The organism is Amycolatopsis sp. NPDC031561 (assembly GCF_055580625.1).
The window spans coordinates 72,168-86,471 of sequence record NZ_JBVILA010000008.1 but is presented as its reverse complement, the minus strand read 5'-3'; the positions used below and the strand labels follow the sequence as shown (position 1 = coordinate 86,471).

At 70.1% G+C, this 14,304-nt stretch carries 18 protein-coding genes; 6 read left to right on the top strand and 12 right to left on the bottom strand.

Annotation, left to right across the window (positions count from 1 at the left end):
- Window positions 1–2: 2 nt before the first annotated feature.
- The 7 genes from ACZ5IK_RS18810 to clpS form a co-directional block, all read right to left on the bottom strand.
- The gene (locus tag ACZ5IK_RS18810) at window positions 3–275 is read right to left on the bottom strand and encodes a MoaD/ThiS family protein (protein WP_034308802.1); all 273 of its coding nucleotides are present in this window, start codon (window positions 273–275) and stop codon (window positions 3–5) included.
- 73 nt (window positions 276–348) lie between these two features.
- Window positions 349–756, bottom strand: a complete 408-nt coding sequence (locus ACZ5IK_RS18805; RefSeq protein WP_101613470.1) for a M67 family metallopeptidase — start codon at window positions 754–756, stop codon at window positions 349–351.
- A 194-nt stretch (window positions 757–950) separates the two neighbouring features.
- Window positions 951–1,172, bottom strand: coding sequence for a hypothetical protein (locus ACZ5IK_RS18800; protein WP_465488814.1), 222 nt, complete (start codon window positions 1,170–1,172; stop codon window positions 951–953).
- A complete protein-coding gene (locus ACZ5IK_RS18795; protein WP_101610186.1) occupies window positions 1,165–1,404 on the bottom strand; it encodes an ATP-dependent Clp protease adaptor ClpS in 240 nt (79 codons plus the stop codon). Before ACZ5IK_RS18795 ends, ACZ5IK_RS18800 begins: the two co-directional genes overlap by 8 nt.
- 31 nt (window positions 1,405–1,435) lie before the next feature.
- Complete coding sequence (locus tag ACZ5IK_RS18790) at window positions 1,436–2,428, bottom strand: P1 family peptidase (RefSeq protein WP_465488813.1); 993 nt, start codon at window positions 2,426–2,428, stop codon at window positions 1,436–1,438.
- Window positions 2,425–2,982, bottom strand: a complete 558-nt coding sequence (locus ACZ5IK_RS18785; protein WP_005165656.1) for a DUF2017 domain-containing protein — start codon at window positions 2,980–2,982, stop codon at window positions 2,425–2,427. Before ACZ5IK_RS18785 ends, ACZ5IK_RS18790 begins: the two co-directional genes overlap by 4 nt.
- The gene (clpS, locus tag ACZ5IK_RS18780) at window positions 2,979–3,278 is read right to left on the bottom strand and encodes an ATP-dependent Clp protease adapter ClpS (protein ID WP_101610189.1); all 300 of its coding nucleotides are present in this window, start codon (window positions 3,276–3,278) and stop codon (window positions 2,979–2,981) included. The genes ACZ5IK_RS18785 and clpS overlap by 4 nt, the downstream gene beginning before the upstream one ends.
- Before the next feature lie 74 nt (window positions 3,279–3,352).
- Here clpS and ACZ5IK_RS18775 point away from each other — a divergent pair, with 74 nt between their 5' ends.
- From ACZ5IK_RS18775 to ACZ5IK_RS18765, 3 genes are read left to right on the top strand one after another with little or no spacing between them, the layout of a single operon-like run.
- Window positions 3,353–4,657 (top strand): nicotinate phosphoribosyltransferase, encoded by a 1,305-nt coding sequence (locus ACZ5IK_RS18775; RefSeq protein WP_465488812.1) that lies wholly within the window; start codon window positions 3,353–3,355, stop codon window positions 4,655–4,657.
- 20 nt (window positions 4,658–4,677) lie between these two features.
- Window positions 4,678–5,253, top strand: coding sequence for an isochorismatase family protein (locus ACZ5IK_RS18770; protein ID WP_101610191.1), 576 nt, complete (start codon window positions 4,678–4,680; stop codon window positions 5,251–5,253).
- Complete coding sequence (locus ACZ5IK_RS18765; protein WP_101610192.1) at window positions 5,250–5,903, top strand: bifunctional 4-hydroxy-2-oxoglutarate aldolase/2-dehydro-3-deoxy-phosphogluconate aldolase; 654 nt, start codon at window positions 5,250–5,252, stop codon at window positions 5,901–5,903. The genes ACZ5IK_RS18770 and ACZ5IK_RS18765 overlap by 4 nt, the downstream gene beginning before the upstream one ends.
- A 78-nt stretch (window positions 5,904–5,981) precedes the next feature.
- Here ACZ5IK_RS18765 and ACZ5IK_RS18760 read toward each other — a convergent pair whose 3' ends face one another.
- A complete protein-coding gene (locus ACZ5IK_RS18760; RefSeq protein WP_465488811.1) occupies window positions 5,982–6,647 on the bottom strand; it encodes a choice-of-anchor P family protein in 666 nt (221 codons plus the stop codon).
- A gap of 153 nt (window positions 6,648–6,800) precedes the next feature.
- Between ACZ5IK_RS18760 and ACZ5IK_RS18755 the strand changes: the two genes are divergently transcribed.
- The 3 genes from ACZ5IK_RS18755 (at window position 6,801) to ACZ5IK_RS18745 (ending at window position 10,004) form a co-directional block, all read left to right on the top strand.
- A complete protein-coding gene (locus ACZ5IK_RS18755) occupies window positions 6,801–7,409 on the top strand; it encodes a biotin transporter BioY (RefSeq protein ID WP_465488810.1) in 609 nt (202 codons plus the stop codon).
- Between the two features lie 126 nt (window positions 7,410–7,535).
- Entirely contained in the window at window positions 7,536–9,593 is a 2,058-nt protein-coding gene (locus ACZ5IK_RS18750) for an ATP-dependent DNA helicase (RefSeq protein WP_465488809.1), read from the top strand.
- A 57-nt stretch (window positions 9,594–9,650) separates the two neighbouring features.
- Entirely contained in the window at window positions 9,651–10,004 is a 354-nt protein-coding gene (locus tag ACZ5IK_RS18745; protein WP_026466908.1) for a hypothetical protein, read from the top strand.
- Between the two features lie 69 nt (window positions 10,005–10,073).
- Here the strand turns inward: ACZ5IK_RS18745 and ACZ5IK_RS18740 are convergent, their stop codons facing one another.
- The 4 genes from ACZ5IK_RS18740 to serB are packed head-to-tail and all read right to left on the bottom strand — an operon-like array spanning window position 10,074 to window position 14,242.
- Window positions 10,074–10,478 carry an OsmC family protein gene (locus ACZ5IK_RS18740; protein WP_410666271.1) on the bottom strand — a complete coding sequence of 135 codons (405 nt, stop codon included), beginning with the start codon at window positions 10,476–10,478 and terminating at the stop codon, window positions 10,074–10,076.
- A 10-nt stretch (window positions 10,479–10,488) separates the two neighbouring features.
- A complete protein-coding gene (locus tag ACZ5IK_RS18735) occupies window positions 10,489–12,240 on the bottom strand; it encodes a serine/threonine-protein kinase (RefSeq protein ID WP_465488808.1) in 1,752 nt (583 codons plus the stop codon).
- Between the two features lie 17 nt (window positions 12,241–12,257).
- The gene (locus ACZ5IK_RS18730; RefSeq protein ID WP_465488807.1) at window positions 12,258–13,016 is read right to left on the bottom strand and encodes a peptidyl-tRNA hydrolase; all 759 of its coding nucleotides are present in this window, start codon (window positions 13,014–13,016) and stop codon (window positions 12,258–12,260) included.
- Window positions 13,013–14,242 carry a phosphoserine phosphatase SerB gene (serB, locus tag ACZ5IK_RS18725; protein ID WP_465488806.1) on the bottom strand — a complete coding sequence of 410 codons (1,230 nt, stop codon included), beginning with the start codon at window positions 14,240–14,242 and terminating at the stop codon, window positions 13,013–13,015. The genes ACZ5IK_RS18730 and serB overlap by 4 nt, the downstream gene beginning before the upstream one ends.
- Between the last annotated feature and the right edge of the window lie 62 nt (window positions 14,243–14,304).

Genomic DNA, 14,304 nt, shown 5'->3' with positions numbered 1-14,304 from the left:
GATCAGCCTCCGGCCACGGCGGGCAGGATGGTCAGCGTGTCGCCGTCCTTGACCTCGGCCTCGAGGCCACCGGAGAAGCGGACGTCCTCGTCGTTGACGTAGACGTTGACGAAGCGGTGCAGCTTCTCTTCCTTGACCAGGCGGGCCTTGAGGCCGCCGTGGCGGGACTCGATGTCGTCGATCACCTCGAGCACGGTCTTGCCGCTCGCCTCGACGGACTTCTCGCCGCCAGTGTGCGTACGCAGGATGGTCGGGATGGACACGGTCACGGCCATGGTTTTCTACCTCCGGTGGGTTCTCTGCTACGCAGACGTTCGGGCCGGTCCGGGTTATTCCCGGGGCCGGGGTTCAGCCGGTGATCTCGACGGGCTCCTCGGTGATCTCCCCGTCCACGATCCGGTAAGACCGGAACTGATGCGAATCGGGGTCCTTGGTGGAGACGAGCACGTAGTGCGCGTCGGGTTCCGAGGCGTACGAGACATCGGTGCGAGACGGATAGGCGTCGGTCGCGGTGTGCGAGTGGTAGATGACCACCGGCACCTCGTCGTTGGCGTCCATCTCGCGGTAGAGCTTGAGCAGGTCGCCCGAGTCGAATTCGTAGAACGTGGGTGAGCGCGCCGCGTTCAGCATCGGGATGTACCGCTCGGGGCTGTCCGATCCCTCGGGACCGGCGATCACCCCGCACGCCTCATCGGGATGGTCACGGCGGGCATGGGCGACGATCTCGTCGACGAGTTCACGGCGGATCCGGAGCACATCGCACATCTTAGGTGCTGGACGCGGCCGGTCCACACTCTGAGATTGCTGCCACTCAGAGCGTGTGGACGCCCGGAGCCGCCGGGTCGTCGAGGATCGCGGTCGTGACCAGGTTTTCGAGCGAGGCCAGCCAGGCGGACTTCACATCGCGGTCTCGTCTGGCCACGAAGTCCTTCGGCGCATGGGCCTTCCACCTAGGGCGGCGCAGGTACCTGACCTGCGCCTGGACGAGCACGAGCCGCAGATCGGCGACCCCGGCCCGGTCGAGGACCAGAGTCGTCCCGGACGTCCTCGGCCCGCGACTCCAGGGCCTGGCCGAAATCGACCAGGATCGCTCGCAGCACTTCGGCCACGTTCTCCGTCAGGTCGAGCCGGACGCCGTCGCCGTCCCGGACCGCGCGAGCCCCGTCACGCATGCCGGAGCCTCGCCCGAAGGCCACGCACTTGCAGCGCCGCGACCAGCTTCTCGGCTTCCGCCCACGGCCCCGGAGCCAGCTCCACCTTGCCGCGGCGGTCGATGTCACCGGCGACCCGGTACGCGGTCTCGGTGGTATAGCCGAGCACGTCGGTCAGCACCAGCGTGACACCGCCGTAGGTGTTGATGTTGTCGTTGTGGATCTCGATGATCCACGAGCCCCCAGGGTGCATGCCGATTTGATCAACGGACGGCACCTCCGCGTTACGCGAGGGCTTCGGGCCAGACGTCGCGGTAGGCGCGCATGCCTCCGGCGGAAGTGGCGTTCAGCACGCCGTGCACCATCGCCCGTCCGAACACCCGCGCGGCCGCCGAGCAGAGCGTGTCCAGCACAACCGCCCGCTGGGTCGCCGCGACCGGGCCCGCGCCGCCGGGGAGCTCCCGGTCGCCGGTCGCCAGCGCGAAGACCGTGTCGCCGTCGAACATCGTGTGCGCCGGCCGCACGGCCCTGGCGAGACCGTCCTGCGCGGCCACCGCGAGCCGTCGCGCCTCCGCTTTGGACAGTGCCGCGTCGACCGCGACCACGCCGATGGTCGTGTTGAGTCCCGCCGCCTTCGCCTCGACGTCGCCGGGCCGGTGGGGCCAGCGGACGCCGAACTCGCCGTCGACTTCGTGATCAGCCGCGAACGCACGGCCGGTCGAGAGATCGACGGCCTCTCCGGCGGCGTTCACCGCGGCGACGACGCCGACGGTGAACGCCCCGACCCGCTCCGAGGCCGTCCCGATCCCACCTTTGAGTGATCCCGCCTTCGCCCCGGCACCCGCGCCGACGGTCCCCAGCGGCACCGGACCGGCCGCGGCCGCTTCACAGGCGGCGTAGCCGAAAGAGGCGTCCGGGCGGTTTCCCCAGTCGCTGCGCGGCAGGTCGAACAGCACCGCCGCGGGCACGATCGGCACCACTTCGTGCGGTCGCGTCCCGACCGGTATCCCCAGGTTCCGTTCGGCGAGCCAGCGCATGACGCCGTCCGCCGCGGCCAGGCCGTACGCGCTCCCGCCGGACAGGCAGATCGCGTTGACGTGCTGGACCAGGTTCTCCGGCTCCAGCAGATTGGTCTCCCGCGTGCCGGGCGCGCCGCCGCGCTGGTCGACGGCCCCGACTGCGCCGCCGGGGACCAGCACGACCGTCGTCCCGGTCGCCCAGCCGTCGCCGACCCGCTCGTGGTGCCCGACCAGCACGCCGGGAACGTCGGTGATCACGATGTCAACGACTGGATGAGGGTCTCCTGCACCCAGGTCAACCAGTGGTAGACGCCGAGATGCGGCGCGCGGGGATCGTCCTCGGGAAGCTCGTCGGGCATGTCCTCGGTGACGTCGAGCGCGGTGCCCAGCGCCAGCCGGACGTCGTTGAGCGCGCCGAGCCACGCGTCGGCCTGCTCGAAGGTCAGCCGCACGTTCCCGCCGTCACGCGGCAGGGTGTCCAGCACGATCTTGGCGACACCGACCTTCTTGTCCAGGAGGTCGGGCTCGTGGAGCGACCGCATCGCGGCGGCCGAGTCGATGTCCTCGCGGGTCGGGTTGTCCGGGTCCAGCTTGTGGAAGTCCGGCAACAGCCGGGAGAGCACCGGATCGTCCGGCGACTCCGTCGGGCCGGTGCGGATCCCGGTCAGCTCGGCCAGCTCGTCCTGCGGCGCCTCCTCGGCGCGCGCGGTGAGCATGTCCTCCAGCTGGCTGACCAGACCTCGCAGGACCGCGGCCTCCTGCTGCTCGAACCCGGCGACGATGGTCTCGCCTTTGCGGCGCCATCCGTTCATGAAGTCTGCTCCATCGTCGCCCAGAGGCCGGCCGCGTGCAGTTTCGCGACGTCGATCTCCACCTTCTCCTTGGAACCGGAGGACACGATCGCCTTGCCCTTCTGGTGCACGTCGAGCATCAGCTTCGTCGCGTGGTCCCGGCTGTAACCGAACAGCTTCTGGAACACGTACGTCACGTACGACATGAGGTTCACCGGATCGTTCCAGACGACCGTCCGCCAGGGATTGTCCTCAGAGACGACTTCTACTCCCTGTGGATCAACCTGCGTCTGCTCGGATGCGACAGGCGTGGACATGCACTCCATGGTGTCACGGGCCCAACCCGGTACGGGTTGGCAGGTCCGGCCATGTGAGTGAATAGGCTGGCACCATGGGTTCCCCCGAGGCGGCCACTGGCGCCGGCACCGCGTTGCTCACCGACCACTACGAGCTGACCATGCTGGCCAGCGCGCTGGCCGACGGGACCGCGGACAGGCCGTGTGTCTTCGAGGTCTTCGCACGTCGTCTCCCCGACGGCCGCCGCTACGGCGTCGTCGCGGGCACCGGCCGGGTCCTCGACTCGATCGCGGACTTCCGGTTCACCGACGCCGAGCTGAGCCAGCTGGAAGCGACCGCCGTCGTCGACGACGCCACCCTTTCGTGGCTCTCGGAGTACTCCTTCTCGGGGAACATCGACGGCTACGCCGAGGGCGAGCTCTACTTCCCCGGCTCCCCGATCCTGACCGTCACCGGTTCCTTCGGCGACGCCGTCGTGCTGGAGACGCTGATCCTCTCGATCCTCAACCACGACAGCGCGATCGCGTCCGCGGCGGCGCGGATGTCGGGCGCCGCGCACGGCAGGCCGATCATCGAGATGGGCGGGCGCCGCACGCACGAGTGGGCCGCCGTCGCCGCCGCGCGGGCCGCGTACCTCGCCGGTTTCGCCACGACGTCCAACCTCGAAGCGGGCCGCCGCTACGGCATCCCGACGCGGGGCACCGTCGCGCACGCGTTCATGTTGCTGCACGACAGCGAGGAAGAGGCCTTCCGCGCGCAGGTGGACAAGATGGGCACCGACACCACCCTCCTGGTGGACACCTACGACATCACCAAGGGCATCGAGACGGCCGTCCGGGTGGCCGGGACCGAACTCGGCGCGATCCGCATCGACTCGGGCGACGTCGGCCCGCTGGCCCGCAAGGCCCGCGAGCAGCTCGACGCCCTGGGCGCCAAGGACACCCGCATCGTGGTGTCCGGCGACCTCGACGAACACGCCATCGCGGCGCTGCGGGCGGAACCCGTCGACGCGTACGGCGTCGGCACCTCGGTCGTCACCGGCTCGGGCGCGCCGACCGCCGGGATGGTCTACAAACTCGTCGAGGTCGACGGCAGGCCGGTCGCCAAGCGCAGCGCGCACAAGGAGTCCCGCGGCGGCCGGAAATCCGCGCTGCGGCGGCACCGCGGCACCGGCACCGCCGTCGAAGAGGTGATCTGGACCGCCGCCTCGCCGGCACCGGAACGGGGACCGGACGACCACGAATTGCAGATACCGCTGGTCCGGGACGGCCGGACCGTGGATGATTTGCCCACGCTGGACGACGCGCGCCAGCGGCTGCGACGGGCTTTGGTGAGCCTGCCATGGGAAGGCCTCAAGCTTTCGCACGGCGAGCCCGCCATCCCGACCGTATTCGTCTAGAGAGAACTCAGGAGCAACACATGGGGACCGCCTTGATCGTGGTCGATGTGCAGAACGACTTTTGCGAAGGCGGGTCGCTCGGCCTGCCCGGTGGCGCCGCCGCCGCCGAAGCGATCTCCAAGCAGGCCGCCGAGGGCGGCTACGCGCACGTCGTCGCCACCCGCGATTACCACATCGACCCGGGCGACCACTTCAGCGAGACGCCGGACTTCAAGGACAGCTGGCCGCGGCACTGTGTCGCGGGCACCTCCGGCGCGTCGTTCCACCCGGCGCTCGACGTGGTCCCGGTCAGCGAGGTCTTCTCCAAGGGCGAGTACACCGCCGCGTACTCGGGCTTCGAGGGCAACGCGCGTGACGGCAAGACGCTCGACGCCTGGCTGAAGGAGCACGACGTCACCGAGGTCGACGTCGTCGGCATCGCGACCGACTTCTGCGTGCGCGCGACAGCGCTCGACGCGGCGAAGGCGGGCTTCACCGTGCGAGTGCTGCTGGACCTCACCGTCGGCGGCTCGCAGCCGACGGTCGACGCGGCGCTCAAGGACTTCGACGAGGCCGGCGTGACCTACACCGGGAAGGCGCCGGTCCCGACCGCATGATCCAGCACCACCTCCAGGACACCCTGATCGAAAACCGGCTCATCGCGATCCTGCGAGCCGACAACGCGAACCGCTTCGCCGACGCCGCCACGGTGTTGCACGCGGCGGGCGTGCGGGTGCTCGAAGCGGCGTTGACCACGCCGGGCGCCCCGGAAGCCATCGCCGTCATCCGCAAGAAGCTCGGCGACGACGCGCACGTCGGGGCCGGGAGCGTGCGTGAACCGTCCGATGTGGACATCGCGGCGGACGCGGGCGCGACGTTCCTGGTCACGCCGACGGTGAACCCGCTGGTACTGGAGCGCGCGCACGAACGCGGGCTGCCGGTGGTCTGCGGCGCGCTGACCCCGACCGAGATCGACCAGGCCTGGCGCCTCGGCGCGGCGGCGGTGAAGGTGTTCCCGGTCGCCGCCGTCGGCGGGGTCGCTTACCTGCGGGCGATCCGGGCGCCGATGCCGGACATCCCGCTCGTGCCGACCGGCGGCGTGCACCTCGCCGACGTCGCGAAGTACCTCGAGTCGGGTTCGATCGCCGTCGCCGCGGCCACTCCGCTGCTCGGCGACGCGCTCACCTCCGGCGGGTCGCTGACGGACCTCGCGACCAGGGCGGGCGAGTTCGTCGCCGCGGCCGCGAAGTACGTCTCGCGCACCTGAGCCCCTTCCGCAATTCGTCCTCTAGTTGCGATGGTTGGGAGTACGAATTACCGCAACTAGAGGACGAAACGCGGGGGGTCAGGGGGTCTTCTTGCCGTAGGGGTCGCAGCGTGCGGTGCCGAGGTAGATGTCGCCCTTCGCCGGTCCGCCGCCCTGCGGGAACAGCTTGATGTGCAGCATGTGCGTCACGAGACTCCCGTCGGGCGGCGTCGGCGTGACGGTCTCGTTGACCGTGAGCGACGCCAGCGCCGTCCCGCCCTTGCCGCCGGCGATGGTCAGCCGGTAGTTCTGCGGGATGTTCTCCGGCAGCGTGAACCCGGTGACGTCGCCGAACTCGATGTAGCCGAGGCTGCCGTCCTTGGTGGTGCTGCACTTCGCCATGAACGTGCGGACCTTGATCACCGGACCGCCGAAGCGCTTGAGCAGGCTGGTTTCGAACCGCCGTCCGGACGCCTCGGCGACGGCCACCGCGCCGGTCCGGCCGCAGTTCGAGTCACCGCCGCCGAACCGGGCGAAATCGCCGGTCGACCCGCCCTGGGTCTTCCCGGTCAGCGGCCCGTCGACGTCGCACGGCGCGAGATCGCCGGTGACGACGTGCTCGTCGCCGATCTCCACGTCGAGCGAACCGACCGACGCCGACGCCGTCGCGGGTGCCGCATCGGCCGACGCGATCGCCGGGACCCCCGTCACCAGCGCCCCGGTCAGCATCGTCACCGACAACAGCCTCGAACCGAGTTTCTTCATGTCCGGCAGCCTTCACCAAGAGCCTGACCGGCGCAGGTCCACGCCACCCGGACGAGTGGACCGGCGATGACCGTGAGGTGGCCGACATTCGGTCCGCGGCCCGCCGTCTGGCGTTAACCTCGGTTCACATTCGTGTACTCATAGGAGGTCTGAGTGTCTTCGCTGTCTGTGGCCGGCCACCGTCCGGTTCTCGCCGACCTCGTTCCCGGCGCTCTGGTCCGTGACGCGGTCCTGGTCGCCGGTGGTGCCGCCCTGACCGGTGCGGCCGCGCAGCTCATGATCCCGGTGCCCGGCTCGCCGGTGCCGATGACCGGCCAGACGTTCGCCGCCCTGCTGGTCGGCGCCGCGCTCGGCTGGAAGCGCGGCGCGCTGTCGATGGCGCTGTACCTCGCCGTCGGCGCGGCAGGCTTCGGCTGGTTCCAGGACGGCTCGTCGGGCCTGTTCGGCCACAGCGCCGGATACATCGTCGGATTCGTCTTCGCCGGTGCCCTGGTGGGCGCGCTCGCCGGCCGCGGCGGGGACCGCACGCCGCTGCGCATGGCGGGGACGATGGTGCTGGGCAACCTCGTCATCTACTCGATCGGCGTGCCGTGGCTGATGGCCTCGCTGGACGTCGGCCTGTCGACCGCGCTCGCGAAGGGTGTCGTGCCGTTCCTGATCGGGGACGCGCTGAAGATCGCCGTCGCGGCGGCGCTGCTTCCGGGCACCTGGGCGCTGGTCTCTCGCTTCGGTGAAGACAAGCACAGTCGCAAGGACGTGTGACCGGCCCTTTCACCACCTCTCCGGTGTGTAATGAACGGGACTTTCATTGCAAATTTTGCAATGAAAGTCCCGTTCATTGCACGGGCCTCAGGATCCTGACGGTGGCCCCGGCTATCGTCTTGTCCCGTGCCCTCCCGTGCTGACTTCCCCGGTGTCCTCGAACTCCTGACCCACGCGGTCGAGTCCGTGGGTGGTGCCGAGCGCGAGGGCCAGGTCCAGATGGCGGACGCCGTCGGCCGCGCCATCCGCACCGGTGAGCACCTGGCCGTCCAGGCGGGCACCGGCACCGGGAAGTCGTTGGCGTACCTCGTTCCCGCGATCCGGCACGCGGTCGAGAAAGAGGCCACGGTCGTGGTCTCCACGGCCACCATCGCGCTGCAGCGCCAGCTGGTCGACCGAGACCTCCCCCGGCTGGCGAAGGCGCTGAAGAAGCCCCTCGGCCGCGAGCCCACCTTCGCGATCCTCAAGGGCCGCCGTAACTATCTCTGCCTCCACCGGCTCGATTCCGGTGCCCCGGACGAGCCGGAAGACCAGCAGCTGTTCGACCCGTTCGCCGTCTCCCGGCTGGGCAAGGAGGTCACGCGGCTGCGGGAATGGTCGTCCGACACCGAGACCGGCGATCGCGACGAGCTCGTCCCCGGTGTTTCGGATCAGGCGTGGCGGCAGGTTTCCGTCACGGCCAGGGAATGCCTCGGCGCCTCGCGCTGCCCCATCGGCACCGACTGCTTCGCGGAGCGGTCCCGCGCCGAGGCGGGCAAGGCCGACGTCGTGATCACCAACCACGCGCTGCTGGCGATCGACGCGCTGCAGGGTTACCAGGTGCTCCCCGACCACGACCTGGTGATCATCGACGAGGCGCACGACCTGGTCGACCGCGTGACGTCGGTGGCCACCGGCGAGCTGACCAGCGGCATGGTCTCCGCCGCCGCCCGGCGCTGCGGGAAACTGGTCGACGACGAAGTGGCCGACCAGTTGCTCGAGGCGAGCGACGGGCTTGCCCTGATCCTCGACGACCTGCCGTCCGGCCGCATGGACTCCCTGCCCCAGGCTCTCAACGGGGCGATCCCCGCGGTCCGCGACGCCGCGCATCGCTGCCTCACCTCGCTCGGCAAGGACCGTAAGGAAGACGTCGACGGGGCCACGGCCCGTAAACTGGCGCGGTCGCTGCTCGAAGAGGTCCACGACACCGCTGTCCGGCTCCTCGAAGCCTTCGACGACGACAAGGCGCACCAGCGCGATGTCGTCTGGCTGACCGGGGACCGCTTCTCCACCAACCCGCGTCCGCCCGCGCTGAAGGTCGCTCCGCTGGGTGTCGCGGGGCTGCTGCGCGAGCGGGTCTTCAACCAGCACACGACCGTTCTCACGTCGGCGACGCTGACCCTGGGCGGCACGTTCGACACCATGGCCCGGCAATGGGGTCTTCCGCCCGGCGGGGCCAGGGTCGAGAAGTCACCGGGCACGGCGACCGAGAAGGCCGCTCCCGCCGACAGCGACGACGCAGACGGCCCGAAGTGGACCGGCCTCGACGTCGGCTCCCCGTTCGACCACAAGCGCAACGGCATCCTCTACCTGGCCAAACATCTGCCGCCGCCGGGCCGGGACGGGCTGCAGCCCTCGACCATGGACGAGCTGGCCGAGCTGATCGAGGCCGCGGGCGGGCGCACGCTCGGCCTGTTCTCCTCGATGCGCGCGGCGAAGCAGGCCACCGAGGAGATGCGGGAGCGGCTCGACCTGCCGATCCTCTGCCAGGGCGACGATTCCACCGGCCTGCTGGTGCAGAAGTTCTCCGAGGACGCGCGCACCTGCCTGTTCGGCACGCTGTCGTTGTGGCAGGGCGTCGACGTGCCGGGCCCGTCGCTCCAGCTCGTGGTGGTCGACCGCATCCCGTTCCCGCGCCCGGACGACCCGGTCTCGTCGGCGCGGCAGCGAGCCGTGGAAGCCAGGGGCGGCAACGGTTTCCTCACCGTCGCGGCCACGCACGCCGCCTTGCTGCTCGCGCAGGGAACCGGGCGCCTGCACCGTTCGGTCACTGACCGCGGTGTCGTGGCGATCCTCGATTCGCGGCTGGCCAACGCCCGCTACGGCGGATTCCTGCGTGCCTCGCTGCCGCCGTTCTGGCCCACCATGGACCCGAAGGTCGCCCGCGACGCGCTGCGCCGCCTCGACGCCGCCGCCCCGGCCTGAGTGGCCTGGAACACCGCCGAGTACCTTAAACGGAACGCCGAAGACAGGGAGAACCGGTTGTCCCACGAGTCGCCCAACGCACAATCCCGGACCGTCAGCGTCGATGACACCGGGGTGCGGCGCCAGCTCGCGGACGGAAGCGAGGAAGCCGTCACGTGGTCCGAGCTGTCCGCGGTGGTGGTCAGAGTGATCCCTGAAGGCCCGTGGAAGGAAGACGTCTTCTTCATGCTCGCCGGCGCCGACGGGAAGGGCACCGCGATCCCCAGCGGCGACCCGGCCGCCGACGCGCTGATCGAGCGGCTGCAGACGCTGCCCGGCTTCGACAACGAGAAGTTCATCGAGGCCATGACCACCGACGCCGACGAGGCGTACGTGGTCTGGAGCTCCGAAGGCCACGCCGCCAAACACTAGCCCCGTGTAATGAACGGGACTTTCATTGCAAATTCTGCAATGAAAGTCCCGTTCATTACATCCGGAGGCCTACTCGACAGGGAAGCTCTCCGTGACCGGGATGCCCTTCTTCAGCGTCCGGCTCACCGTGCACAGCCGCTCGATGGCGCGGTCCACCGCCACCGCGAGCGCCTCCCGGTCCGCCGCGGCGAGCGAGGACACGTCGACGTCGAAGGCCACGTGGACGGCGTCGAGTTCCGAAGCGCCTTCGCGCCTGTCCGCGGTCACGCCGACCCGGAACTTCGAGTCCTCACCGATCCGGCGCGTGATGAGGTTCTCCGCGGTGACGGCCGAGCAGCCCGCCGCCGCGATCTGAAGCAGTTCGGCGGGCGAGAAGGCGCCCTCGGCCCCCTTGCGGCCGATCACGACCTCGGCACCGCGTTCGTTGCGGCCGATGAAGCGGTGCTCGCCGTCGCGCTGGACTTCCAAAGACACGGTTTTCCTTTCAGAGTGACGGCAGCCTGGGCGCGATGTCCCTGGCCAGCCGTTCCGCCGCCGGGCACATCTCCTGCGGCTTTTTGACCTTGTCCGAGACGTAGATCTCCACCGTCTCGATCATGGCCCGGCCGTCGCCGGTGAAGGTCCGGTGCGGGATCTCGGCCTGGCAAGCCTCCCACTCGGACGAGACCTCGACGAAGGCTTCCCGCGATCCGAGAGCGAGGCGCGTGCCGCCGTCCTCGAACGGCGCCCACTCCCGTTCGAACCGGATCGTCACCTCCATGTCGCGGTGGTTCCAGTAGCACTCCCAATTGCCGAAGACGGGATCCGGCGCGGCCGGACCATCGACGACCTTCGACGGCGAATCCCCGCCCAGCGCGCAGGCGTCGAGACTCCCGAGCGTTCCCGCGGGGAACGGGGCGGGACGGCGCTTGATCGGTTCCCGGTTCAGCACGGCCGCCGCGTGCACGGCCACCGGATCGACGTAGTCGCACAGGTGGGCGTGCCAGTCCTGGATGTGCCGGGCGTGCACCCAGACCTGGTTGCCGTCCGGCAGCGGGATGACCCGCTCACACTTCTCCTCGGGCTGGCCCGTCACCTCGCGCACGCTCAGCCGCCCCGGCACCGGCTTCTCCAGCAGCGGCGCTTTCGGAATCGTCAGTTCGAGCCGGACGTCGACGATGTCCCCTTCGTCGGGGCTCATGCGCAGCAGGATTCCGCAGGCGTTGAAGTTGCCGTTGGCGGTGTCCAGTTCGGGGGTGCCGAACTGCTTCAGCACGGAAGGGTCCACCAGCGCGCAGGGATCCGCCGTCCGGGGGTCGCCGACCGAATCGGCCGGACGCGGGGCGGCCGCCATCGAAGCCGGTTCCTTCAGGGCGTAGACGAGGCCTCCGACCAGGACGAGCGCCGCGGCGACGCCTCCGATCGCGAGTGCACGTTTGGTCACCCGGATCCGCCGGGACCGCGCCGGGGCGGCCACATCCGCGACTTCGGCCAGCAGTTCGGCCGCGCGGACGGCGTTCGGCCGTCCGGCGGGTTTGCGTCGCAGCAGCTCGGTCAGTACCGGTGCCAGCGTTCCCGCCTGGCGGATCGGCTCCAGGGTGTACGACGTGGCCCGCCGGAGCTGGACGAACGGTCCCGAGTTCGGGTCTCCCCACACCGAGGTGCCTTCGACGGCGGTGAACAGCGTCGCGCCGAGCGAGAACACGTCCGCCGCGGCACCGGCCTGATGCCCCTCGGCCATCTCGGGCGCCAGGTAGCCGGGAGTCCCGACGTCGAGGCCGCCGCCGGTGCGCGTCACCTCCGCCCACTGCGCGATGCCGAGGTCGGTGAGTTTCGCGGTGCCGTCCTCGGCCACCAGGACGTTGCCCGGTTTGAGGTCGCGGTGGACCATGCCTTTTTCGTGCATCGCCGCGAGCGCGTTGGCGAGCTGCACGCCGATCTTCGCCACCTTGCCGGGTGACAGCGGCCCGTCGGCGTCGATGACGTCGGCGAGGCTGCGCGAAGGCAGGTACTCCATGACGAGCCAGCGATCGTCACCGTCCATCACGGCGTCGAAAACGGTGACCACGTTCGGATGATGCAAGCCCGCGCCGATCCGCGCCTCACGCCGGATCTGGCCGCTGTCCCCGGCCTGTGAACGTTTGAGTGCGACGACCCGCCCGAGGTCCTGATCGGTGGCACGCCAGACCACGCCCATGCCCCCGGCGCCGATCCGCTCCTCCAAGCGATAGCGCCCGGCGATCAGCCGGTCACCCATGAGGGGAGTATAGGAGGTTAAGCCCTTTGGGCTAGGACCGTGACGGTTCCGGGATCGACTTCGGTGAATCCGGCGTCCCTGACCGCGACGACACCGTCGCGGCGCCACGAGCCTTCGGGATCCTCGACCGGGCACAGCGCTTTCCAGGTCGCGACCGGCGGAGTCCGCACCGAGCACCGGAACCCGGTCCCGGCCCAAGCCGCCAGTTCGGCCTCGTCCAGCAGCGAGGCCAGGATCATCGTCGCGTGCCCGACCTGGGCGGAGCCCTTGCCGACGGTCATCGAGACCTCGGGGTTCAGCAGCAGCCGCGGGAGTCCTTCCGGCGCGGGGCCGGGTTCGTCGGCCGGGAGTTCGCTCCCGGAGATCTGCAGCCGCGAGACCTCTTTCGGCGTATCGACGACGCGGCCGGGGAGCAGGGCCCGCGCCTCGGCACCGTCGACCTCGATCGTGATGCCCGGCAGCTCCTGGACGGCCTGCCAGTGCGCGCCCCGCGCACGCCGGGCGACCTTGCGGATCCGGCCGTCGACCCAGGCCTTGAGCGGCTCGTGCCATTCACCCTCGGGCCCGGCGCGTTCGTCGAGGCAAACTGCGACCGCGGCCGCCGCGGCGGCCTCCAGCAAAGCGGTCCGAGAGGGCGGTTCGGCGCGTTCCATCCGCAGGATCACCGGCATCGCGCGGACCTCGCCGGGATCCTCGTCGGAGGTGTCCACCGTGTCTTCGGCCGGCAGCCCCAGCCAGTAGGCGTACCGCGCGGCCAGCGGCTCCAGCACACTCATGGCCGGGACAGTTCGAGGCCGTCGGCCGCGTCGGCCGCCTCGATCTCACCCCGCGTGACGCCGAGCAGGAACAGCACGGCGTCGAGGTACGGGTGCGAAAGCGCGGTGTCGGCGACCTCGCGCAGCGCGGGCTTCGCGTTGAAGGCGACGCCCATCCCGGCGACCGACAGCATGTCGATGTCGTTCGCCCCGTCGCCCACCGCGACGCACTGCTGCAGCGAGATCTCGTATTCCTCGGCGAACCGGCGCAGCGCCGTCGCCTTGCCCGCGCGGTCGACGATCTCCCCGACCACCCGGCCGGTGAGCTTGCCATCGACCACTTCGAGCTCGTTCGCGGCGGCGAAGTCGAGGCCGAGGTCGTCCACGAGGGCCTGGATGATCTTGGTGAACCCGCCCGAAACCACCCCGCAGCGGAAGCCCATCCGCTTCAACGTGCGGATGGTCGTGCGAGCGCCCGGAGTGAGCTCGATCGACGCGGCGACCTCGTCGAGAACCGTCTCCGGCAGGCCTTCCAGCAGGGCGACCCGGCGCTCCAGCGATTCGCTGAAGTTCAGTTCGCCGCGCATCGCGGCCTCGGTGATCTCTCGGACCTGAGGCTCGACGCCGGCGTGCGCGCCGAGCATTTCGATGACCTCGCCCTGGATGAGCGTGGAATCGACGTCGAAGACGACCAGCCGCTTGGCCCGGCGGGCGAGCCCGGCCCGCTCGACCGAGATGTCGATCCCGGCCTCGACGGCGGCGTCGGCCAGCGCGGTGCGCAGCGCGGCGTCGGCTTCCGGGGTGTCCTGGGCGAGCGAGGTGTACAGCTCCAGCCCGGTGACCGGGTAGTCGGCGACACTGCGGATCGAGTCGATGTTGACGTTCAGCGCGGCGAGGCGGCGCGCGACGTCGGAGAACGCCCGCGCGGTCACCGGGCGGCCGAGCATCAGCAGGACGTGCGTCGAGTCCTTCTGGCCGATGGCGAACGGGTCGGCGCCGATGGCGGAACCGATCTTCACCTCGACCTGCATCCCGACCGACGCCATCGCCTGCTCGACGTATTCCTGCAGGCCCTCGGGGTCGCGGTACACCCCGGCGAGCACGCCGAGCACCAGCTGGCCTCTGATGACCACCTGCTCGACGTCGAGGATGTCGACGTCGTGGCGCGAAAGCACGGCGAACAGCACCGAGGACACGCCCGGCTTGTCGGGACCGGTGGTGGTGATGAGAACTGGTGTCTGCGTCACGGGGTCAGTCTCTCTTAGCCGGACATGAAAAAGGCGCGTGCCGCACCTCGGTGTGAGGCAGG